Source organism: Nonomuraea sp. NPDC048916, from assembly GCF_040649575.1.
Classification (GTDB): domain Bacteria; phylum Actinomycetota; class Actinomycetes; order Streptosporangiales; family Streptosporangiaceae; genus Nonomuraea.
Map to the genome: position 1 here is coordinate 19,871 of NZ_JBEZFS010000040.1, position 21,926 is coordinate 41,796.

Sequence of the window (21,926 nt, forward strand, 5' to 3'; positions counted from 1 at the left end):
ACGTCATGGGCTCCATCGTGCTCGTCGTGCGCCTGGTGCTGGCCGACGTGCGCCGGCACAAGGTCCAGGCCGCGATGCTCCTGCTCGCGGTCACCGTGGCCACCGCCACGATGACCCTGGGCTTATCCCTGCGCGGCATGAGCGACGCGCTGTACGAGCAGACCCGGGCGGCCACCGCCGGGCCGGACGTGGTGGCACTCTCCGGCGACACGGGCCCCGCCGTGACCTCGGCCCTGGCCTCGCTGGCGGACGCTCCCGAAGTAGTCGCCCACCATGGCCCCTATCGCATCGTCTACGCCGACCTCACCACGCGCGATTCCACCTCGTCCCCCGTGGTGGTGCACGGCTTCGCCGAGAAGCCCGGCACGGTCAACCGGCCGCTGGTGACCTCGGGGCATTGGGTACGTCCCGGCGGCACGGTGCTCGAACGCGGCTTCGCCACCGCGCTGGGCGTCGGCGTCGGCGACCGCGTCGCCATCGCCGGCCGGTCGTACCCCGTCGTCGGGATCGCCGTCACCGCGGCCACCTCCATCTACCCCTGGGCGGCGCAGATCGGCCCGTACGGCGGGGGGAGCGACTACAGCGGCCTGGCTTGGATGACCCGATCAGATGCCCGGACACTGGCGTCGTCCCAAGATCTCCCGGTGACCTTGGCTCTGGACCTCAAGCTGCGCGACCCCGCCGCCACCGAGGCCTTCATCGACGCCCACCACCTCTCGGCCGCCACGGTGATCTTCCACTCCTGGCAGTTCAAAGCCGAACAGGACATGGTCATCCTCCAGAACAGCCAGCCGATCCTGGTCGTCGGTAGCTGGCTGCTCAGCTTCCTGGCCATCACCGGAGTGGCGGCGCTGGCCGCGGGACGCGCCGCCGAGCAGACGCGCCGAGCCGGGCTGCTCAAGGCCGTCGGCGCCACCCCGAATCTGATCGCCACCGTCCTGCTCGCCGAGTACCTGGCGCTGGCGCTGGCCGGCGACGCGCTGGGGCTGGTGATCGCCCGCCTGGCCGTGCCCGCCATCGCCAGTCCGACCGCCAGCCGGATCGGCGACGCCGCCGGGCTGACCGGCGCCACCGTCGCGGCGGCGACCGTCCTCGCCGTGGCGGTGGCGGTGCTGTCCACGCTGCGTCCCACGCTGCGGGCCATGCGTACGGCGACCGTCACGGCGCTGACCGCCACCGCGCACCAGCCCCGTCACCGACCCTGGCTCACCGCGCTGTCCGCGCTGCTGCCCACGCCGCTCCTGCTCGGGCTGCGGCTGACCGCCCGTCGGCCGGGCCGCGCCGTGCTGCAGGCGTGCTCCACCGCCACCACGGTGATCGCGATCGTCGCCCTGCTGACCCTCTACGCCCAGCAGGAGAGGGGCTACGGCCTGGATGGCTCCTCCGTCCTGCCCAACCTGCGCGGCGAGCACGACCGCCGGCTGATGCTCGCCGTCACCATCCTGGTGATCGCCCTCGCCGTCGTGAACACCCTCACGTTCACCTGGACCACTGCCATGGAGGCCCGGGCGAACATGGCCATCGCACGTACGCTCGGCGCCACCCCCGGGCAGATCACCGCGGGACTGTCCACCGCCCAGCTCCTGCCCGCGCTGGCCGGCGCCATCATCGGCGTCCCCCTGGGCATCGGCCTGCTCTCGCTCTTCGCCGCCGAGAATTCGGCGGAACCCCCCTCCTCCTGGCTGCTCGGCGCCGCACTCGCGACTCTCCTGGCGACGGCGGCACTCACCGCCCTGCCCGCATGCCTGGCGGCCCGCCGACCCGTGGCGCAGACCCTCAGCGCCGAAACAGCGTGACCGGCCCCGCTCAACAGGCGCCGGCAGCAGCGGCGCTCAGCGGACCGAGGCCCGCACAACCCCGCAGAGACCTCATCCGCCTCACCAGCGTTTGCCGACGGGCGACCGGCCCACCGGCGTCTGAATGAATCGATTTGATCGACGGAAAGGAATCACAAAGTGGCATCTCACGCCGCCGGCGCTCGGCGATTCATGGCGGACACGGGGGAGCCCCGCGGATGGGTGTCTCCCAGGACAGACCTGGTGACGGCGCGCCCCAGGCAATCGTCCAGGCGTTCTCCATGGCGCAGGACTCGGGCGCCGCGCCGCGGGGCACCGGTTCCAGCGATGGCGGCTGTCCGCATCGGAGGGTTTCCGCACGCTCGGCCGGCCAGGAGCACCAGCCGAGGCCCTGATGGGCGGGTGGCGGTCTCTCCAGAGCGCACCCGAAGTGGCCACCGTCGGAAGCCCGGATCCGGCGGCCACCGTGGACGTTTCAGGTCTAGCCGAGGGCCCGCAGCAGCTGGGCTTTGGTCATCTTGGAGCGGCCCTTGACGTTGCGCCGTTTGGCCTCTGCGTACAGCTGGTCGCGGGTGCGGCCCCCGGCTCCCGAGTGGGAGCGCAGCCCACCGCGCCGCGAAGAGGAGATGTCGTCGGTGGAGGTACGGCTGGCCGTCTTGGCCTCACCGGCCCGCGCTCGCTCCTTGTTCACCGTGCGCGCGGCGATCTCGGTGGCGCGCCGTTCACTCTCGCCGCGTTCCTTCGCGCTCTGCTTGATGTGCTCGTACTGCCGTTCCCGTTTCGGGCTCGATCCACGAGGCATGAGATGCCACCTTTCACAAATGGACTCGGTGCCCCCGCCGTGTACGCCGCCTTCCAGTCGCTGGTCGGCGGGTTCAGCAGGTCGCCGACCGGGACGTCGGGCAACGCCTCGGTGACGTGCCGGACCTGGTCGTGCTCGCCCGCGGGCAGGAGTGTCTCCAACTCGGCGGACATCTGCTCGACCTCACGGTGGCCGGTGGTGAGGATGGTGATGATGTCGTCTTCGTGATCGGCTACGGGTGCCTCCCGCGTGATGGGCGACGGCTTGGCGGGCGAATGCTTCCCCTACCCGCACCGGTCCGGGCAAACCGCCTTACTCTGCTGGCCACGACACCAGCCTGAAGACCGGTCAGCCGCACGCTTGGCGCGGTTTGACCTGCGGAATCCTGCCACTCAGGGGATCGCCTGAGACGTTGACGGGTAACAGTTCGATCTTGGGCCTGGTCCGTCCTGGTGAGCCAGGAGTTGAGCCGCCGGGCACACCGGCCGCCGGCCTACTCACCTGACCGTCACCAGGGCACCGGGCCGCCCTCGCTGAAGAACCCGCCGGTCGGTCCGTCCGCGCCGAGCGTGGCCAGGCGCACCACGACAGCGGCACCCTGCGCGGTGGTGAGGTACCCGGTGTGGTTGTTGATGTCCGTGTCGACGAAGCCGGGGTCGGCGGCGTTGACCAGGACGCCGTCCTTCCGCAACTCATTGGCGTACTGCACGGTCAGCGCGTTCAGCGCGGTCTTGGAGGGCGTGTACGCGGCCGACGTCGGCAGCCCCGCCAGCGGGCCGTCCGGGTCGGCGGCGATGGTCAGCGACCCGGCGGCGCTGCTGACGTTGACGATGCGCGGCTCCGGCGATCGCCGCATCAGCGGGAGCATGGCATTGGTCACCGCGATCACCCCGAAGACGTTGGTCTCGAACACCGCCCGGACCATGTCCAGGTCGACGGAGCTCGGGACTTGATCATGGGCGTCTTGAGGCGAGACCTGCCCGGAACCGGTGATGCCGGCGTTGTTGATCAGCACGTCAAGGTGGCCGAAGCGCTCCTCGACCCACCTCGCGGCCTCCTGAACGGTGGCCGGGTCGGTGACGTCCATGGTGACCGCGTGCGCGTCGCCGCCCGCCGCGTGCACCGCCGTGGCGGCCTCCTCACCGCGCCGCGGGTCTCTGGCGCCGATCAGGACCGTCATGCCCAGCGCGGCGAGCTGCTCAGCGGCCGCGCGGCCGATCCCCTTGTTCGCCCCGGTGATCAATGCCACCTTCTGGTGTGTGGTGTGCCCGTTCATGATCAAACTCCTGTCCGAGAGTGTCTGTCCCCGCTACCCGAGACGAGACAGCCCGGCCGCCTGTGACATGGGAGGAAAGAGGGTGCGTCCGGCGCATCTCCTCAAGCGCCGCCTGCCGGCTCACTGCTCCACGAAACTGCGGGGCATCGACCAGCCGCCGTGAACGATCTTTTTCCGACCGTCCTGCCTCCCATGTCACAGGCGGCCGGGCTGTCTCGTCTCAGGTAGGGGAGACACTTACGTCGGGAAGGTGATGGTCGTGCGGGTGTTCGTGGCCGGCGGGTCCAGGGTGTTGGGGCGGCGGCTGGTGCCGCAGCTTGTGGCGCGTGGCCACGAGGTGACGGCGACGTGCGCGGCCAAGCTGGGCCTGCTGGGGCAGTTGGGGCAGTTGGGCGCGGAGGCGGTCGTGATGGACGGACTGGACGCTAGGCCGGTCGGCGAGGCGGTGTTCTACGGGCCGGGCACCCCCGGCGATCAGGCCGAGCTCGTGCGCAGGCGGCAGTACCCGGTCGTCGGGGGCGGCACCGGCTACAGCTCGTGGGCGCGTCTCGACGACGCGGCCAGCGCCACCGTCCTGGCCTGGCGCCAGGGCTTCGAGGAGGAACTGGCGTGACCCGGGCCGAGGAGTTCGAGGAGCTGCGCCCGCTGCTGTTCTCCATCGCCTACCGGATTCTCAGCAGCGTGAGCGAGGCCGAGGACGCGGTCCAGGAGAGCTGGCTGCGCTACGAGGCCTCCCCGACACAACCCGCGTCGGCCAAGGCGTTCCTGTCGGCCACGGTGTCCCGGATCGCGATCGACGTGCTGCGCTCTGCGCGCGTCCGGCGGGAGGAGTACCCCGGGCGGTGGTTCCCCGAGCCGCTGCTGGCCGATCCGTATGAGGATCCGGAGCGCTCGGCGGAGCTGGCCGACTCGGTGTCGATGGCGGCCCTGTTGCTGCTGGAGCGGCTCAGCCCGCTCGAGCGCGCGGTCTTCGTGCTGCGGGAGGTGTTCGGGTTCGGCTTCGGTGAGGTCGCGTCGGCGGTGGGGCGCTCGGAGGCGGCGTGCCGCCAGCTCGCGGTGCGGGCGCGCCGCCACATGGACGCGGGACGCGCTCGGTTCGAGGCGGATCGCCAGGAGCGAGAAGAACTCGCCGAGCGATTCTTCGACGCCTTCCGGGAAGGTGACGTCGACGGGCTGCGGGAGCTGCTCGCCGCCGACGTGCAGCTGGTCGGCGACAGTGGCGGCAAGGCCCCGACCTGGGGCAAGGGCATCTTCGGCGTCGAGAACGTGGCCCGGATGCTGGCCGCGATCGTCGCGCCGCTCGTTCGGATCGGCGGTGTCGTGGAGCCATGCGAGGTGAACGGCCAGCCGGGCGCGATCTTCCGCGACCGGGACGGCAAGGTCGTCAACGCCTTGACGTTCGACATCCTCGACGGACAGATCCAGACGATCCGCGCGGTGATCAACCCCGACAAGCTGCGGCACCTGGGCCCGGTGGCGGACGCCTGGGCGGTCATCCGCGAGGCGAACCAGGCCCGCCGGCGCACGGATTGACCGCAAGAGCCGACTGCGCTCCAAGCTGGACCATCAATGGTCAGCCGGTCGGGCGCGGTCGCCTGGCCGACCAGGCGTATTCCTCATGCGCCGACCTGCGCAGACGGGGCATTCCGCCTGTTTTTGGCGAGCGAGCCGCGCCGGCCTAGCCGCCATCCGGCCGTTGCCCAGCACATCCCCCAGAGCAGGAAGAACGGCGACCACAGCAGCAGATCCCAGAGTGCCAAGGTGCGAGCCAGCGCGGCATGCTCGACCGGCGCCGGGCGGACCCCGGTCAGCAGCAGTGCGTCGCCGGCAAACCCGAACCCCAGCACCCCGATCGACCGGGCGATCATGAAGACGCCCAGCGTCCAGACGATCGTGAGCAGCAGCCGGCGCGGGACGGTCAAACCCCAGGGCCGCACGGTGGCTAGCGCGACGATGACACCGACCACCGCGGCACCGGCCAGCAACCAGTGGCTCGCCACGAACATGGGATCACGTGCGAGCAGCAGTTCGCGCAGGTGCGGAGGCAGCGGATCCTTGTCGGCCAGCGCATTGGCCCCCAGCGCTTGGGCAAGTTTCATCGATCCGTACGCCGCGGCGCACACCGCAGCCCCGTACGCGCCCACCCGCGCCCGATCAGCCCTCGACACGTCTCGTCGCCGCCGCGTAGGACCGGATCATCTCCAGGAACAGCCCGATCACAAGGATTCCAAGGACCCCGTGGTACCACTGCCAACCCACACCCATGCCGACGAACGCGTCCACGATCATGATCCCCGCGCCGCCGCCAACGGCCAGCAGCATCCCGGCCAGCACGAGGAGCATCAACGTTCTCGGCACCCTGCGCCCCAGCGTCGTGACCGTGGCGAGGGCGACGCACGCACCCAACACGCCGGACGCGGTTGCGAACCACTGTGCGGTGGCCGCGTCCATGAAGTAGCTTCCGGTCTCGGCAGCTGACACGGGCGGGCCGCCCGGAAACCCGAGCCGGGCTTGCAGAGCGAAGGCGGCCTTCCCCACGGCGTAGCCGAGGAACAGCATCGCCACCGCGTAGGCCGGCCAGCTTCGTGGACGATCAGAATCAACCATGACTGCAACTGTAGAGGCCGCGAACCGGACATTACTCCCCATAGCGAGGGAGGCGCCTCCCCTTGTGAGGGGAGCGCCAGAGCGGTTCCCCTTGGATCGAGTCGGCGCTCGCCACAGCACCGCAGCAAGATCACTCGCGGACCTGGCGCGTGCCTCCCGCCCTTCGAGTCCGAGCCGAGCAGGGGGCTGACGAGCATCGGAACGAAAGTCCCGTCAGCGGCCAAAAGGGAGGCATTACTGCGCGGCTCGCTGCGGGCGCTGACCCAGCCCGACTGGGCGGGCAACATGTTCTTCCCCTACGACCGATGGCTCAGGCACGGCACGGTGGTGCGCGATCGCGCGGCCTCCGTGGACCCCGGCGGTGTCACCCTGTCCTCAGGCCGGCGGGTCGAGGCCGACTACCTGGTCCTGGCCACCGGCTCCAGCTACACCTACCCCGCCAAGCCCACCTCGGACTCCACGGACGAGGTCCTGGACGACCTGCGAAGGACCCACAAGGAGCTGGCCGGCTCCGAGCGGGTGCTGATCCTCGGGGCCGGGCCGGTCGGCCTGGAACTGGCCGGCGAGATCAAGGAAGTCTGGCCGCACAAGCACGTGACCATCGTCGACCCGGCCGAGCGGCTGCTGGCCGCCTTCCCCGCGGAACTGCGCGCGGAGCTGCACCGCCAGCTCGACGACTTGAGCATCCACCTGCGGCTGAGCACCGGCCTGACCGCACCGCCGCCGATCGAGCCAGGCCAGGCGGCGACCTTCACCGTCACCACGACCGGCGGGCACGAGATCACCGCCGACATCTGGTTCCGTGCGCACGGCGTGCGCGTCAACACCGACTGCCTCGCCGACGGCCGGCTGACGACTCGTACGCCGCAAGGGCAGGTGCCCGTCACCGACACCCTCAACGTCCACGGGTACGACCACGTCTACGCGATCGGCGACATCACCGACATCGCCGAGGCCAAGATGGCCGGGTACGCGATGCGGCATGCCGAGGTGGTGGCCCAGAACATCATCGCCCAGCTGCGCGGCGAGCAGCCGGCGGCCACCTACCAGCCGCTGCCCCACCCCATGATCCTGCTTCCGCTCGGCCCGCGTGGGGGGGTCGGCCAGTTGCCCACCCCTGACGGACCGGCCGTCGTCCCGGCCGAGACTGTCTCGGCGTACAAGGGGGCCGACCTCTTCACCGGCCGCTTCACCGAGCAGTTCGCCGCCTGACATGGACCGTGCGCATGAGCACGGCATCAACTTCTTCGACACGGGCCGGGCCTGATCCCGTGGTCGCCGCTGAACGGCGGAGTGCTCGGCGGCGTCCTGCGCAAGCAGAAAGAGGGTGGCGCCTCCCGCGGCGACTCCGGGCGATCGGCCCACACCTGCACGGAAAGGCAGCACATTGTCCGCACATAACGTCGTCTTCGGATTTGGCACACATCCCGGCATCGACGACATACCTGAGCTGCTGCGCATGGCCCAGCAGGCCGACCGGGACGGGCTCGACATCTTCACCCTGTCGGACCACCCCTACATCGGTGAGCGCCTGGACGCCTACGCCGCGCTCGGCTTCATCCTCGGGCGTACGCGGCATATCTCCGGCTTCGCCAACGTCACCAACCTGCCGACCCGGCCCGCTCCCATGCTGGCCAGGATGGCGACGTCGTTGTCGGCGCTGTCGGGCGGCGGCCCTCCGGTCACCTACCAGGGCAAGCACTACCAGGTGAACCAGATCCAGCCCGCTCCCGTCGCCGCGCCTCCCGTGTGGACCGCCTGCTGGGCCCAGGAGGTCGTCCCGTCCGTCCGCGAGGCGATCGCGAAGTAGTGCGACACCGGCCCGCAGGCTGCCCCCTCCTGATGTGTGAGCGTCCACGTCGACGCCGGCAGGCCGTCGTCGAACAGTCGCCGCCCAACCCCGGCGATTCGGAGACGCGCAGGTCGTCCGGCGTTCACCATCGGGCGAGCAGGGAGGTCTCGGTCAGGTGGCGCCAGACCAGCTCGGGACGCCGGGCATGGTCGGCGTGGGTGTGCTCGCGTCGAGGATGGCGACGTCGAGCCGCTTGATCGGGCGGCCCGCGTAGGAGTCCTGGCGGTAGTTCCACAGCAGGGCGCCCGCGGGCCTAGCCTCGAAAGAGGGAGTGCGTCTGGGAAGGCCGTCACACCGCCGCCACGAGGAGGGCGTCATGGCTGCCATGTCATCCGCGTCATCGATGCCGGCCCGTCTCGGGGCCGTGCGGGGATGGCAGGAGGATCTCTACCGGGACCTGCATCGGCACCCGGAGCTGTCCCACCATGAGCGGCGGACCGCCGCGAAGGTCGCCGAGCGCCTCGGCCGGGCCGGCTTTCAGGTGCACCAGGGTGTCGGCGGCACCGGCGTGGTCGGGGTGCTGCGTAACGGGGACGGTCCGACGGTGCTGCTCCGGGCGGACATGGACGCCCTGCCGGTGCGTGAGGCGACCGGCCTGCCGTACGCCAGCACCGTCACGACCGCCGACCCCGGCGGGCGCGAGATACCGGTCGCGCACGCTTGCGGACACGACGTGCACGTCACCTGCCTGCTCGGCGCCGCCCAGGTGCTCGCCGAGGGGAGCGACCGGTGGGGAGGCACGGTGGTGGCGCTGTTCCAGCCGGCCGAGGAGACCGGCGACGGCGCGCGGGCCATGCTCGACGACGGCCTCGCCGGACTGATTCCGCCCCCGGACGTGGCGCTGGCACAGCACGTGCTGCCGGCACCGGCCGGACGCGTCGGCACTCATGCCGGTCCGGTGCTCTCCGCCGCCGACAGCGCGCGCGTCACCGTGCATGGGCGCGGAGCCCACGGCTCGATGCCGCAGGCGGCCGTCGACCCCGTGGTCCTCGCGGCGATGATCGTGATCCGGCTGCAGACCATCGTCTCCCGTGAGACCCCGCCGGGGGAGTCCTCGGTGGTCACGGTCGGCAGCGTCCAGGCCGGCACGAAGAGTAACGTCATCCCCGATCACGCCGTGCTGGAGCTCAACATCCGCACCTACGGCGAACGGACCAGAAGAGCGATTCTGGACGCGGTGCGCCGCATCGTCATCGCGGAGTGCCAGGCGTCGGGCTGCCCGAAGGCTCCGGAGATCGAGCTGTTCGACCGCTTCCCGCTGACCGACAACGATCCCGCAACCACCGGCCGGGTGGCCGCCGCGTTCGGCGAGTTCTTCGGCGACCGAGCCGGGCCGATGGGCCGGCAGACCGCCAGCGAGGACTTCAGCGACATTCCGAACGCTCTGGGAATTCCCTACACCTACTGGGGCATCGGCGGCATCGACCCTGAGATCTATCGCAGGGCCGAGGCCGCCGGCCGCGTGGCGCAGGACATCCCGGTGAACCACTCCGCCGCATTCGCCCCGGTCCCGCAGCCCACCTTGGACACCGGCACCCAGGCATTGGTCGTCGCCGCTCTCGCGTGGCTCGCTCGCTGACTCACCGTCGGTCCGCGCCACCGGGGCCGCCGTCCTGTGCGCCCGGCAGGCCAGGAGCGTTGAGGCCGAAGCGGACGCCCACCATCCGGACGACGAAGCAGGCGGTGGCGGCCCCGATCGCGGCGGGGATCCCGTAGACGCCGGTGCGGACGGTGACCGCTGTGATCGCGGCCGCGATCAGGGCGGGGATGGCGTACAGCTCGCTGTACAGCACCGTGGGTATCCGCCGGATGAGCACGTCGCGCAGCGTGCCGCCGCCCACGGCTGTGATCGCGCCGAGGATGATCGCCTGTCCGATGCCGAGCCGGAAGTCCAGCGCCTTGCTCGCCCCGGTCACCGCGAACAGGCTCAACCCGACGGCGTCAAGCACGATGATCGGCCCAGCCAGCCGCTCCAGCCGCCGCCCGAAGCCGTACGCGACCAGGCCGCTCGCGGCCGCGACCGCCAGGTAGCGCCAGTCGCTGAACGTGGCGGGCGGCAAGGAGTCGATCAGGATGTCGCGGATGATCCCACCGCCCAACGCGGTGACCATGCCGAGGGTGACCACGCCGACGATGTCGAGCCGGGCGGCGCGCACCGCGGTCAGCGCGCCGTTGAGCCCGAACGCGAAGGTGCCCGCCAGGTCGAGCGCGAGCAGCAGCGGCGGTTCGGCGTTCACCTGGCATGGATACCCGTCATGGGTGCGTTTTCGCTGATGAGACGCCCCGGGTTTGAGCTTCACTCGAGGCCCCACTCGGGTCCGCCAGCCGCTTCACGGTGAACTCGCCGATCACCGGACGCCGGGCCGCGGAGTGTTCCGCGCCGTCCATGCCGAGCATCAACGGCGGCCGGCTGCGGAGCTGCCGCAGGGTCGCCGGATCGACGTTGAAGAGCGGGAAGCCGTCCTTGCACCCGCTGATCACCCCGCCCGGAGTCGGTGCCCCTTTCGCGCTTACTTGGTCTGCCCCAGACCGCTCGGTCCCTTGGAAATGCGGTCAGTCACGGTAAGCCCTGTCGAGACCGCATTCAAGACGTGTCCGCCCCGCAGGAGTCCGGCTTCTCAGCTCCGTCTCAGCCTCTCAGCTCTATCTCAGAGGTGGCCTGCCATGCTGGCGCCTGGTCTTGAACACGTTCGGGGGAAACCGTGACAGTCATGGAGCAAAATGCGCAGGTCACCGGCCTGCGCGGCGCAGCGGCGAAGAGGGTCCGCATCAGCATCGTGCTGGGTGTGTGGGGCCTGTTCTACTGCTGTTATCGGGCCTACTACGCGCTGGGCGGGACCTTCGGCATGTTCGGCACACCCGTGTCGCATGAGCAGTGGCTAATGGTCAACGCGTTCGGGGCGGGCATCCTGCTGGTCGCCGCGGTGCTGCCGGTGGCGACGCTGCCGCTGTGGCGCCGGTCCCATGGGCGACGCGTTCTGCAGGCCCTGTGCTGGGCGGTGACGGTGGGATGCGTCATGCACGCCCTGATCAACGGCATCCAGCGGGTGCTGAGCCTGGCCGGCGTGATGCATCTGGATCTGCCGTTCTGGACGACGATCGACCATCGCACGGCCGATCTTCAGGATCTCCTGTTCAACGAGCCGTGGTTCCTGGTGGAAGGGCTCCTGTGGGCCTGGCTCGCCATGGCGAGCCTGAGCGCCGGCAGGGCGAGGCGCCGATGGCTGATCAGCGCCGGGGTCGCGATCGCGGTCCTCACCGCGGTCGGCATGCTGAGCGCAACCGGGGTGATCGGCACTTTCATCGTGGGATGAGCCACGTCCGCTACTCGGACATCCCGGGAAGCACCCGCTACCTCGGAACGTCCCTAACTACGGATCAGGAAATTTCGATGAGATCGACCTTGCTGGGGTCGTCGTACTTCGCGGGGGCTTGGAGCCGGCGGGATACGGCACCGACCGCGCCGACCCTGCCGACCCTGCCGGAGACAGCCCCCACCCTTTCGAGCCACAACTGCGCGCTCAGCCGACGGCAGCGCCGAACCACTTGGGCAGCCGGCTGAGCAGCCCCTGCTGATCTTCACCGACCCACGCCACGTGTCCGTCCGGCCGCAGCAGCACCGCGGGCACGTCCAGTTCCTCGCTGCCGTCGACGACGTGGCCGACCCGATCTGCCCAGCCCGCCACCGAAAGCCGGCCGGTCTGGAGGTTGAACGCGTCCTGGATGCCGAGGTTGAGCCCCTGCCCGACGTGGGAATTCCTTCCGTGAGGACTACGAGACGCTGTGATCAGCGGATCCCGGTGAGCTTGTCCGGATTGGTGACCGAGTAGATGCCGGCGATCCGGTCACCGTCAGGCGTGAGATCCACGACTACCGCGGCGAGCGGGCTGTCGCCGGAGAAGACGAGCGCGCATGGGTCACCGGCCACGCGCCTGTAGCGGATGTCCAGCCCGTCGGTGGGCAGCGTCGCGGCGACGGACATGAACAGCGCGGCGACCTGGTCGCGGCCGTGTACGGGCTGCAGGCTGGTGGCTGGCCCCTTGCCTCCGCCGTCGGTCCACAGGGTCACCTCAGGCGCCAGCACCTCAAGCAGGGCCGTCAGGTCACCGCCGAGGGCGGCCGCAGCGAATCGCTCGGTGACCTGGGCGTGGATGTCCGGCTCGGTCCGATGACGTGGGCGGCGCGCGTGAACGTGCCGCCGCGCCCGGGCCGCGAGCTGGCGCACCGCCGCCGGCGAGCGGTCGAGGATGCCCGCGATCTCCGGATGGCCGAAGCCGAACACCTCATGCAGCACGAACACCGCCCGTTCCAGCGGTGACAGGGTTTCCAGCACCACCAGCACCGCCATGGACAACGATTCGGCGCGCTCGACGGCGCCGGTGACGTCGCCTTCGTCCGTGACCAGCGGCTCCGGCAGCCAGGGGCCGACGTAGGTCTCCTGCCGGCGGCTAAGGTCTGCGCGGCTGGCCAGCGCCTGGTTCACCGCGATCCGAACGAGATAGGCCCGGGGATTGTCGACCGGCTGGGTGTCCGGCTTGCGGTGGCGGGCGGACCAGGCCAGCCACACCTCCTGCAGCACATCCTCGGTGTCGGCGACGCTGCCGAGCATGTTGTAGACCACCGAGAAAAGCAGTTCGCGATAACTGAGGAACCGCTCGGTGACGGCGTCGTCCGCCGCATCCCGTGGGGTCGATGTCATGGCATGCCTCCTTGCCTGTCACGACCGAAGAGATCCATCACGTCGTGACTGTGACATGGACGGCTGATGTGTGATGTACGCCACGGTCTTCCGCGGCGATGTCACAACCGGTGGCCGGCCTCCCTCTATGGAGGGCGTCCGGGAGCGTTTCCCCGGACATCACGACCACCGAGGAGAATCCGATGCGCACACTGATCCGCGGCGTCCGCGTGTTCGACGGCGAGCGAACCGTCGCGAATGCCGACGTGGTGATCGAGGACGATCTGATCGTCACGGTCGGCACAGGCGGCGACCACCCGGCTGACGTCGAGATCGACGGGGCGGGACAGACGCTGCTGCCCGGGCTGATCGACGCGCACACGCACGTGTTCGACGGCAGCCTCGCCCAGGCGCTGCGGTACGGGGTCACCACCGAACTCGACATGTTCTGCCTCCCGCAGATCCTCGCTGGGCAGCGGCGGCTGGCCGCCGAAAACGACGACGTGGCCGATCTTCGCAGCGCGGGCACCCTGGCCGCCGCACCCGGCGGGCACCCGACCCAGTTGCTGACGGCCCTGGCCGGGACCATCCTCGACGGCCTCGACTCCGCGACGATCGACTTCGTTTCCGATCCCGCGCAGGCACCCGCCTTCGTCCAGGCCCGGCTGGCGGAGGGAGCAGACTACCTCAAGATCGTCATCGACGACGGCGCAGTGCACGGTGCCGACCTTCCGGTCATGACGCCGGAAACCGCCGTCGCCCTCGCCGAGGCGGCGCACGAGGCCGGGTTGCGGGTGATCGCCCATGCGATCACCACAGCCGAAGTGAAGGTCGCGCTCGATGCCGGTGTCGATGGTCTGGCCCACGTGTGGACCGACCTCGCCCCGAACGACCCGGCCTCACAGCAGTTGGCCGAGCGGGTCCGCGCCCAAGGGGTCTTCGTCGTGACCACGCTCGCGTATTTCGAGGCGATCACCGCCCAACACGTCGAGACCGCCGACTGCGCCCGCCCCGGCAGCTCCGGCAACGCCGTCGGCGCGCTGTTGGCCCTGCGCCAAGCCGGCGTGCCCCTGCTCGCCGGGACCGATGCCACCCCGTTCGTCCCTGCCCACGGTGCCGGCATGCACCGCGAGCTGCAGCTGCTCACCGCGGCGGGGTTCAGCGCGGAAGAGGCGCTCGCCGCCGCCACCAGCCTGCCCGCCTGGCACTTCGGCCTGGCCGACCGCGGCCGCATAGCCTCGGGGCTGCGCGCCGACCTGCTGCTGGTGGACGGTGACCCGACCCGCGACATCACCGCCGTCGGCAACATCGCCGACGTGTGGCGGCGCGGCGTCCGGCAGACCGGCCACGCCCGCTCCCTGGAAAAGGCCGCCGCGCCCGCGCGGTAGACCCGAAATCCCGCTCTGCCTCTGCCGTGCACGGCAGAGGCAGAGCGAATCAGCTATCGGGTGCCGGCCGGCGCGTCTATCAGGCGTCGCAGGGATGCGGCCGGAATACGGCAGGAAAGAGCTGCGAGGGCGCAAATGTGCCGCGGGACGAAGGTCTCCCCGCTCCGCGGCAACGGGGTCGACCTCGCCGGCGCCGCCGGGGCTGGTCGCGCTATTGGGGGGTCAGCACACAGAACTCATTGCCATCAGGATCGGCCATCGCCACCCGACCGACCCCGTGCTGGCCGGTGTCGATTCGAGTCGCTCCGAGGGAGACGAGACGGTCGACCTCCGCTTGCTGATCACCGTGCATAGGCGGAGCGAGGTCGAAGTGCAGTCTGTTCTTCCCTGTCTTCGGCATCAGAGGCGGACCGCCCCACGAGATCTTCGGACCGCCGAGTGGCGAGCGGATCGCGGTCTCTTGGTCCTGGTCCCAGACCAACGGCCAGCCCAGCGCTTCGCTCCAGAAGTACCCGACCTCCTGCGAACCGTCGCACGAGAGCGCTCCGATGAATCCGCAGTCAGCGAGGAATTTGTTGCCCGGCCCGATGACGCAGAACTCGTTGCCTTCGGGGTCGGCGAGCACCACATGATCGTCCTCCGGGCTTTGCCCGATGTCGATGTGCCGCGCACCGAGCTCGAGCGACCTCGCCACCGCCTGCTGCTGGTCCTTGAGGGACGTGCTCGTCAGATCGAAGTGGATCTGGTTCTGGCCGGTCTTCTTCTCCTGGGTCGGAAGACATCGGATCCGGAACCCGGTGTCATCGTTCGGCAGGAGCGTGATGCCATCGTGGGGGTCGTCGGCCGTCTCCCAGCCCAGGACTCCCGCCCAGAAGCGCGCGAGACGGAGCGGGTCGTTCGCATCGAAGCAGAGCGCGACGAGCTGAGAAGTCATCCCGCATCTCCAATCTATTGACTCACAGGCGCAGACAGGGCACGTCATCCTGCGCATGACGGAGGCCAACGCTAGCCCGCTCGCGGACGCGACGCCAACGCATATAAGTCAGAGGGGACGCTTCCGGCGCACGGTCCGCGATCAGGACAATCGAGATCGAGCTTCTGGATCCGCCGGTCAGGGACTTGCCCCGCACGACGTCCCGCGCGCGGCCGCGACGAACTGCACGCCCGGGCGCAGCGACTGCTCAAGGCGGCCAAGGCCGGCCAGGCTCCCGGAGGACTGTTTGATCGCATTCCTGGCCCGATCCCCTGCGACCCGGCGCTCGCCGGGGCCCAGCACGAGTCGTGCGCATGGCTTGGTGGTCCTGGTGCGGAACGGCGCGTCTGGCCGAATGAGGGCCTCTGGCGTCGCTGATCAGCTCCCCGGGAGACAAATCCAGACTCATATGCTGCGATCACTGTCTGGGTTCGGTCGCGCACGCCGAGTTTTGGCCAGCACGTTGCCGACATGTGTCTTCACCGTCTCCACTGCGACCACGAGCTCGGCCGCTTTCTCCCCGTTGGACAGGCCGGTGGCCATCAGGCACAGCACCTCGGCTTCCCGCTCGGTCAGCCTGGCCATACGCCGGTCGCCACCTCGGCCCTCGGCCTCCCCGTACGACGCCGCGAGCCGGCGGATCGCCGAGGGAAAGAGCGGCGACTCGCCTCGTGCCACCACTCGGATCGCCTCGGCCATCTCCGCCGGGCGCGTGCGGCGCCGTAGATGACGCTGATCAGACCGAACGTGATCAGACCACCCGTGATCAGGTGAAGCGAGATCCACAGGGCCGAACGCAGCCGGGTCTCCGGGTCGATGCGGCTGCCAGGCACCGGCTCAGGGAGGTCGACGTCGAGCAAGGCACGCGCGGCGGCGATTTCCAGTGCCCGGCTGCCGGATACGAAGACCGGTACGGCGACGATCACGGCCGCGACGGCCCCGAACAGCAGGACGAGTGCCCGCGGCACAACGGAGCCGGTCAGCATCTGCGTGAACATCACCGCGAGCAATGAGTACGGCAGTAGGAGGACGCCGCCGAGCAGCAGGAAGACACCGCGGCGACAGGTGCTCCCGCGTGCCAGGGGACCGAGGACCACGCGTACCGCCGTCCCCATCGACCCGTCGTACGGGCGTTTCCGCCGCTCCGACTTCCCCACGTGGACGATCCCTATCCGAGCTGATCGGCGAGCTGAATGTTGCCTACGCAACACTTCGTGACCATTCTGCCCGAGAAAGGACGACCAGCAGCCGGTGCCGTCTGGGCCCAGGTCACGGTGAGGTTGTGGATGACTGATTCTCTGGGGAGGTGATGCGGAAGACGGGGTAGCGGTCCACGATGCGCTCGAACTCCTCCAGCGCGGCGTGGCGGTCGATGGGGAAGTGGGGGCGCGCCCCCGGCGCCACCTGCAGGTAGCGGCGGAGGATCGCGGCGCGCTGGTCGGAGAGCTCCTCCACCAGCCGGATCTCCTCGCGACGCCCGTGGCGCAGCACCGCCCGCCCGTCGCCGGCCCGCGCGTTGAGCACCCAGTTCGTCTTTTCGCCGAGCATCGCGACGAGATAGCGCTCACCGCCGTGGCCGGCGATGGCGACTGGGAAGGAGATGAGACGGCCCGACTTGCGGCCGCGGATCTCGAGCGTGGCCGCTCTGTCCGGCATGATGCCTGCGGCGAAGGCGAGGGCCCACAGCCGGTTCTCGATCCGGGCCCACGTCCGCGGCCGGCCCCCGCGGTACTGCCAACTCTTGAAGGCCCTGATGGTCTGATTGAGCATTGATGTCGAACCCCACTGATTCTTACAACGTATATTTGCACGCTATTCTTACATCATAAGAATCGTCAAGCAGGGGGCGTTGTGACAGCGAAACGAGGGCGGGGGCAACGGGCTGGGCTGACCCGGCAGGCCATCCTCCAGGCGGCGGTACGCCTTGCCGACCAGGAGGGCCTCGCGGCCCTGTCGATGCGCCGGATCGCCGCCGAGCTCGGCGTGGAGGCCATGACGCTGTACCACCATGTCCCGAACAAGAACGCGCTCTTGGATGGGATGGTCGAACAGCTCCTATCCGAAACCGTCCCGCCACTGGGCGTCTCGTCATGGCAGGAGAGCCTCCGCGAGTACGCCCATTCGTTCCTGGCCGTACTCTCCGCCCACCCGAACCTGATCCCTCTGGCCGCCTCCCGGCCCGCGATGACCCCGCAGAACCTGCGGACAATGGAGACCGTGCTGGAATCGCTCCGCTCGTCGGGGTTCGAGCTGACACAGGCCTACGACGTGGTGCGCTCCCTGGCCGCATTCGTCCTGGGACACGTCGCCGCTCACCTGGACCCCATTCCAGCCTGCCCGCCCGATCAGCCGCGGGGCCGGTCAATCGACGTCGACGCCTACCCGCTCTTCTTCGAGGCCCTCAAGAAGTCCGACCCGATATCCCGTTTCGACTTCGCCCTCGAAGCCCTGCTTCACGGCTTCGACGCCTCCCGAACCGCTTCCCCGTCCAGCGGCCCCCAGGCCGCCGGCGAGGTCGGCCCGGACGAACGGTAGACGTTCACCGGGCCAGCGTGCCATCCCTCGCTACCGACATGCCGTGTCATCGGCTCCACCGAGCGCTAGGGCTCCGACCCCCGCCGGCGCCGCGCAGACCGCCAACGCCGCGCTGCAGAAGCTGACCGGCAAGCCGCTCAAGCCCGAGGTGCTCGACAGCGCGTTCAAGAACATCACCTTCACCAACGACCCGATCGCCTCTTCCCTCGTCGCCACCGCCGGGCACGCCACCAAGGTCGGCCTGCTTGGGGCCCGGGATCGCGGAAACGCTTCTTGGCTAAGGCTTTCCCATAGCCTTAGGGCGGCACGGGCTAGCCCTACTAGCTTGAAAATGTGGGTATTTTCTCTAAGTTGCGCCCACGGTCGATTCGCGGGCGACTCACGCTGCTGAGCGTGGTCTCCATGCTGCTCGTCCTCATCCCCATGGCATTGGTGGTGAGCACGGTCATCTCGCACATGATCGCCGATATGGTGTGGCAGGACACGGAGCAACAGGCGATCGTGGTGGCGGCGGCCGTTCGCGGGGGCTACCTGCCCCGCGCGACAGCACCGACCGTGCCGGGAGTCGACGTGGTGCAGGTCGTAGGACGGAATGGGCGTGTCATCGCCACATCTTCGGCGGCCAAGAACCAGTCGCCGATCAGCACGGCCCGGCCCACGCCGAACAATCCGCTGCAGAATCTGCAAACCTGCTCCAACATCGGACCGGGGTGTCTTCGCCTTACGGCGCTTCGGGTCGATTCCAGGGCTGATTCTCCGGTCATCTACGCCGCCCGTCACACCACGGCCCTGACGTCCACCGGCTTCGTGGACGCCATCGTGGCCGGGCAGGCTGTGGTTCTGGTCGCGTGCATGGGCTGGATCTCGTGGAAGGTCACGGGGCGCATCCTGCAACCGGTGGACGCGATTCAGTCGGAGCTTGCCAAGATCACCTTCAGTGATCTGAGTAATCGCATTGCCGAACCGGTGGGAGACGATGAGATCGCCCGGTTGATCCATACCCTCAACCAGACCCTGGTGCGGCTGGAGCGGGCCACGCATGAGCAGCGGCGGTTCGTCGCCGATGCCTCGCACGAGTTGCGCACCCCGGTGGCGGGGTTGCGGGTCAAGTTGGAAGAAGCGCAGATGTACCCGCATGACGTGGATGTGGACACGCTGCTGGACCATACTCTGGGCGATATCGACCGCCTACAGGCGATTCTGACAGACCTGCTGTTGCTGGCCGGTCTGGAGCAAGGTGCGAGGTGTGTGCGTGAGCGGGTCGACCTGGCGGAGGTGACGCGTTCGGAGCTGAACCGACGGACCGATCGCGTGCTCGTTCGGTCGAGTCTGGAGGACGGCGTCGCAGTGGAGGGTGTGCCCGGTCAGCTCAACCGGGTGCTGACCAACCTGCTGGACAACGCGCAGCGGCACGCCCGGCACCAGGTCGACATCGAGGTACGCCGAGACGGGGACGATGCGTTGGTGGCGGTCTGCGATGACGGCCCCGGAATCGCCAATGCCGATCGCGAGCGGATCTTCGAACGGTTCGCCCGGCTGGATTCGGCCCGCAGCCGCAACCACGGCGGCACCGGCTTGGGCTTGGCGATCGCCAGGGACGTGGTGCACGCCCACTCGGGAACCATTGTCGTCGGGGATTCCGTCACCGGCGGCGCCCGCTTCGAAGTGCGACTCCCGCTCTTCCCCGAACCCGTAGCCAATTCTCCGCACTAGCCAGGCCGCAGCGAACACCGTCCCCGCCTTGTCGTTCTCCCACATCGCCCTCAACTGGCGCGGCAGGCCGCCTGGCAGCCACCTCAGAGGCCCACTCGACACCCGAGACGCCAGCCGCCTAAGATCAGCCCGCGGCACGTACCTCGTTGAGCCTTTTACACCGCTCCGAGGATGCGACCGATGACTCGGCGATCGAGGATGGCCTTGACGTATGACGGGCTGCAAGGAGGAGGCAGAATGCCGGAAGTCACATCGGGAAGGGCTTCGTTGGGACCGCACCCTGCTGGGCGGACGTGGCAGTGCACCTGATCCCGTCGCTGGCACTGAAATCGGGGTTGTCCACGCTGCCCGTCAGGCGCGGTGAGCCGCAATGAGGCCGGTTCGCTTTGCACTCCTGTGTTTCCTGCTGTCCCTGCTGCAGGGCACTAGCGTCGTTCTGCTGGTCATGTTCACTCACCAGCCGTGGACGGCGCTCGTCGGCGCATGGCTGGCCAGCTGCGCCGCCGCGATCCTGATCGCGAAATGGCGGGCCCTGCGGTCACACGAGCCGCCCCGGGTGCGGCCCTTGTTCGCCGCGGCGCGCCTGGTCGCCTTCAGCACGGCCATCTCCTTGGGCCTGTTCCTGTGGCCGGGATTCCCACCGGACACCCCCTCGGGCAGCCGCGCCACGCGTCTGCAGGTGGCAGGAGGTGAGCTCGCCGTCCGCACGACTCGGGGGACTGCTCAGGACGGACCACCCCTGGTAGCCGTACACGGCGGGCCCGGGGTGCCCTTCACGGACGCCGAGGTGCGCGCGCTGGATAGCTTGGCGGTGGGCCGCGACGTCGTGATTTATGATCAGATCGGAACGGGTGACTCCAGCAGAATCGCCGAACCGCGCAACTACTCTCTGAGGCGAGCCGTGGACGACCTCGGCGCGGTGATCAAGGCAACCGGCATGCCGAAGGTCTCGATTCTCGGCTATTCGTGGGGGGCGCAGGTCGCGACCGTCTACGCCGCCGAGCACCCGGAACGAGTCGAGGGCCTTGTGCTCGTGTCGCCGGGCTTCTTTCCCTGGAAGGGCCGCCCCTTACAGAGCGGACTGCCCCAGACCCGGTTGACCCTCACCCAGAAGGCACACACCTACGGGCTGGCCCTCAAACCCCGCAACCTGTTCACCTACGCGCTTACCGCCGCGGATCCGGACGTGGCCCGATGGTTCGCCTCGGACGCTGAGATGGACGCCCGATTCGCCGAGCTGTTCACCGCCTCGGAACCGGCAATGTACTGTGGCCGGCACGAGGAGTTCGCGAGCGCGTCCCGCCTGGGCTTCTACGCCGCCCAGGTGCCGCAGCTACATCCGGACCGCGACGGTGTCGCCAAAGCGGAGCTGCCCAACCTCGTGCCAGTAAGGGCCCTGATACTCCGGGGCAGATGCGACTACATACCGCGGTCGGCGGCGAACAGCTACCACGAGGTGATGCCCAATTCGGGCTTGGTAGATGTCGCCGAGGCCGGACACGCACTCCTGCAGGAGGCCGGCCCCTCGGCGGTCGCGACGGTGCGCGCATTTCTGTCGGCCACGGCAAGGTGATTCTGACCTACCCCAGCAGGCTGGGCTGGTCGATCACCCACAACCACGTGCCGTCGGATTGGCGGTGAGCCACCTCGACGGTGACACCGCCATCTGCGATCGGCACCCTGCTGGGTGCGCTCGCCGTCGCCGTGGTGACGCTCGCGGTCACGGCCTGACCGGCCGGTACCGCACACTCAACTCGGCCGTGGGGTCGCCGGCGCCGACCCGGTGGAGGTAGTGCGGCCGGCCACCGGGGAGGTCCAGCAGCCGGATGCCCTCGCCGAGCAGCACGGGCGCGATGTGCAGGTTGATCTCGTCGAGCAGCCCGCGTTCGAGAAGCTGGCCACCGATCGTCGGCGAATGCACCTCGACGTTCCTGCCGCCGGCCGCGGCCAGCGCGATCCGTACCGCCTCGGCCACGTCACAGTCCAGGAATGTGACGCCGTCGGCGGGCTTGGCGTCCTCCGGATGGTGGGTGAGCACAAAGATGGGTCCGGTCCAGGCGCCGCCGTAGACGCTGCGGGGATCCGGGAAGTGGTCCCAGCCGCGCCGGCCGCCCAGGATCGCGCCGGTGGTCTCGACGTACTCCTCGATCAGGCCCGGCTGGGGCGAGATGCCGGTCATCATCCAGTCCATCTCATGGTTCGGCCCGGCCACGAACCCGTCCAGGGACATGGTGAAGTGCCAGAGCACCTTGCCGTTCGCGGTCTGCGGTTCGATGTCGTTCACTGCTGTCTCCTCTGCCGGCTGA

General features: G+C 69.3%; 23 protein-coding genes and 1 pseudogene. 11 read left to right on the forward strand and 13 right to left on the reverse strand.

The annotated features are described in order from the left end of the window. The first annotated feature begins 5 nt into the window (after positions 1–5). Positions 6–1,796, forward strand: a complete 1,791-nt coding sequence (locus AB0C16_RS32570) for an FtsX-like permease family protein (protein WP_357688592.1) — start codon at positions 6–8, stop codon at positions 1,794–1,796. A gap of 481 nt (positions 1,797–2,277) precedes the next feature. Here the strand turns inward: AB0C16_RS32570 and AB0C16_RS32575 are convergent, their stop codons facing one another. Then, on the reverse strand, positions 2,278–2,598 hold the full coding sequence (locus tag AB0C16_RS32575; RefSeq protein ID WP_357688594.1) for a plasmid stabilization protein: 321 nt from the start codon (positions 2,596–2,598) through the stop codon (positions 2,278–2,280). A 508-nt stretch (positions 2,599–3,106) separates the two neighbouring features. Further along, positions 3,107–3,874: an SDR family oxidoreductase gene (locus AB0C16_RS32580; RefSeq protein WP_357688595.1), complete on the reverse strand. Its 768-nt coding sequence runs from the start codon at positions 3,872–3,874 to the stop codon at positions 3,107–3,109. 259 nt (positions 3,875–4,133) lie between these two features. Here AB0C16_RS32580 and AB0C16_RS32585 point away from each other — a divergent pair, with 259 nt between their 5' ends. Together AB0C16_RS32585 and AB0C16_RS32590 are read left to right on the forward strand one after the other, a co-directional pair. Continuing rightward, on the forward strand, positions 4,134–4,487 hold the full coding sequence (locus tag AB0C16_RS32585) for a hypothetical protein (RefSeq protein ID WP_357688597.1): 354 nt from the start codon (positions 4,134–4,136) through the stop codon (positions 4,485–4,487). Then, the gene (locus AB0C16_RS32590) at positions 4,484–5,407 is read left to right on the forward strand and encodes an RNA polymerase sigma-70 factor (protein ID WP_357688599.1); all 924 of its coding nucleotides are present in this window, start codon (positions 4,484–4,486) and stop codon (positions 5,405–5,407) included. The genes AB0C16_RS32585 and AB0C16_RS32590 overlap by 4 nt, the downstream gene beginning before the upstream one ends. An 83-nt stretch (positions 5,408–5,490) precedes the next feature. Here AB0C16_RS32590 and AB0C16_RS32595 read toward each other — a convergent pair whose 3' ends face one another. Both AB0C16_RS32595 and AB0C16_RS32600 read right to left on the reverse strand, forming a co-directional pair. Then, positions 5,491–5,973: a DUF3995 domain-containing protein gene (locus tag AB0C16_RS32595; RefSeq protein WP_357688601.1), complete on the reverse strand. Its 483-nt coding sequence runs from the start codon at positions 5,971–5,973 to the stop codon at positions 5,491–5,493. 55 nt (positions 5,974–6,028) lie between these two features. Next, on the reverse strand, positions 6,029–6,481 hold the full coding sequence (locus AB0C16_RS32600) for a hypothetical protein (protein WP_357688603.1): 453 nt from the start codon (positions 6,479–6,481) through the stop codon (positions 6,029–6,031). Between the two features lie 285 nt (positions 6,482–6,766). On the opposite strand from AB0C16_RS32600, the gene AB0C16_RS32605 reads away from it, so the two are divergent. Both AB0C16_RS32605 and AB0C16_RS32610 read left to right on the forward strand, forming a co-directional pair. After that, positions 6,767–7,693, forward strand: a complete 927-nt coding sequence (locus AB0C16_RS32605; RefSeq protein ID WP_357688605.1) for an FAD-dependent oxidoreductase — start codon at positions 6,767–6,769, stop codon at positions 7,691–7,693. A 175-nt stretch (positions 7,694–7,868) separates the two neighbouring features. Then, entirely contained in the window at positions 7,869–8,291 is a 423-nt protein-coding gene (locus tag AB0C16_RS32610) for an LLM class flavin-dependent oxidoreductase (RefSeq protein ID WP_357688607.1), read from the forward strand. 153 nt (positions 8,292–8,444) lie between these two features. On the opposite strand, the gene AB0C16_RS32615 is transcribed toward AB0C16_RS32610, so the two are convergent. Further along, a complete protein-coding gene (locus tag AB0C16_RS32615; RefSeq protein WP_357688609.1) occupies positions 8,445–8,651 on the reverse strand; it encodes a hypothetical protein in 207 nt (68 codons plus the stop codon). On the opposite strand from AB0C16_RS32615, the gene AB0C16_RS32620 reads away from it, so the two are divergent. After that, positions 8,650–9,912, forward strand: a complete 1,263-nt coding sequence (locus tag AB0C16_RS32620; RefSeq protein WP_357688611.1) for an amidohydrolase — start codon at positions 8,650–8,652, stop codon at positions 9,910–9,912. The two genes, AB0C16_RS32615 and AB0C16_RS32620, sit on opposite strands and share 2 nt — an antisense overlap. 1 nt (position 9,913) lies before the next feature. Here the strand turns inward: AB0C16_RS32620 and AB0C16_RS32625 are convergent, their stop codons facing one another. Further along, complete coding sequence (locus tag AB0C16_RS32625; protein WP_357688613.1) at positions 9,914–10,570, reverse strand: TRIC cation channel family protein; 657 nt, start codon at positions 10,568–10,570, stop codon at positions 9,914–9,916. 474 nt (positions 10,571–11,044) lie between these two features. On the opposite strand from AB0C16_RS32625, the gene AB0C16_RS32630 reads away from it, so the two are divergent. Beyond that, entirely contained in the window at positions 11,045–11,647 is a 603-nt protein-coding gene (locus AB0C16_RS32630; protein WP_357688615.1) for a DUF3995 domain-containing protein, read from the forward strand. A 207-nt stretch (positions 11,648–11,854) separates the two neighbouring features. Here AB0C16_RS32630 and AB0C16_RS32635 read toward each other — a convergent pair. Further along, positions 11,855–12,037: pseudogene (locus AB0C16_RS32635) on the reverse strand (FAD-dependent oxidoreductase); the annotation flags it as partial. A gap of 83 nt (positions 12,038–12,120) precedes the next feature. Next, entirely contained in the window at positions 12,121–13,032 is a 912-nt protein-coding gene (sigJ, locus tag AB0C16_RS32640; RefSeq protein ID WP_357688617.1) for an RNA polymerase sigma factor SigJ, read from the reverse strand. Between the two features lie 182 nt (positions 13,033–13,214). Between sigJ and AB0C16_RS32645 the strand changes: the two genes are divergently transcribed. Next, a complete protein-coding gene (locus AB0C16_RS32645; RefSeq protein ID WP_357688619.1) occupies positions 13,215–14,399 on the forward strand; it encodes an amidohydrolase family protein in 1,185 nt (394 codons plus the stop codon). A gap of 211 nt (positions 14,400–14,610) precedes the next feature. On the opposite strand, the gene AB0C16_RS32650 is transcribed toward AB0C16_RS32645, so the two are convergent. The 4 genes from AB0C16_RS32650 to AB0C16_RS32665 all read right to left on the reverse strand — a co-directional run bounded on the left by AB0C16_RS32650 (position 14,611) and on the right by AB0C16_RS32665 (position 17,142). Further along, the gene (locus AB0C16_RS32650; protein WP_357688621.1) at positions 14,611–15,333 is read right to left on the reverse strand and encodes a VOC family protein; all 723 of its coding nucleotides are present in this window, start codon (positions 15,331–15,333) and stop codon (positions 14,611–14,613) included. Between the two features lie 444 nt (positions 15,334–15,777). Then, complete coding sequence (locus tag AB0C16_RS32655; protein WP_357688623.1) at positions 15,778–15,957, reverse strand: helix-turn-helix transcriptional regulator; 180 nt, start codon at positions 15,955–15,957, stop codon at positions 15,778–15,780. Then, on the reverse strand, positions 15,945–16,529 hold the full coding sequence (locus tag AB0C16_RS32660; protein WP_357688625.1) for a hypothetical protein: 585 nt from the start codon (positions 16,527–16,529) through the stop codon (positions 15,945–15,947). Before AB0C16_RS32660 ends, AB0C16_RS32655 begins: the two co-directional genes overlap by 13 nt. A gap of 112 nt (positions 16,530–16,641) precedes the next feature. Beyond that, a complete protein-coding gene (locus tag AB0C16_RS32665; protein WP_357688627.1) occupies positions 16,642–17,142 on the reverse strand; it encodes a nitroreductase/quinone reductase family protein in 501 nt (166 codons plus the stop codon). Between the two features lie 81 nt (positions 17,143–17,223). Between AB0C16_RS32665 and AB0C16_RS32670 the strand changes: the two genes are divergently transcribed. The 3 genes from AB0C16_RS32670 to AB0C16_RS32680 all read left to right on the forward strand — a co-directional run bounded on the left by AB0C16_RS32670 (position 17,224) and on the right by AB0C16_RS32680 (position 21,193). Further along, positions 17,224–17,907 carry a TetR/AcrR family transcriptional regulator C-terminal domain-containing protein gene (locus AB0C16_RS32670; protein WP_357688629.1) on the forward strand — a complete coding sequence of 228 codons (684 nt, stop codon included), beginning with the start codon at positions 17,224–17,226 and terminating at the stop codon, positions 17,905–17,907. Between the two features lie 402 nt (positions 17,908–18,309). Beyond that, entirely contained in the window at positions 18,310–19,620 is a 1,311-nt protein-coding gene (locus AB0C16_RS32675; RefSeq protein ID WP_357688630.1) for a HAMP domain-containing sensor histidine kinase, read from the forward strand. Positions 19,621–20,065: 445 nt separating this feature from the next. Beyond that, on the forward strand, positions 20,066–21,193 hold the full coding sequence (locus tag AB0C16_RS32680; RefSeq protein WP_357688632.1) for an alpha/beta hydrolase: 1,128 nt from the start codon (positions 20,066–20,068) through the stop codon (positions 21,191–21,193). A 147-nt stretch (positions 21,194–21,340) separates the two neighbouring features. Here AB0C16_RS32680 and AB0C16_RS32685 read toward each other — a convergent pair whose 3' ends face one another. Next, on the reverse strand, positions 21,341–21,904 hold the full coding sequence (locus tag AB0C16_RS32685) for a dihydrofolate reductase family protein (protein WP_357688634.1): 564 nt from the start codon (positions 21,902–21,904) through the stop codon (positions 21,341–21,343). Positions 21,905–21,926: the final 22 nt, after the last annotated feature.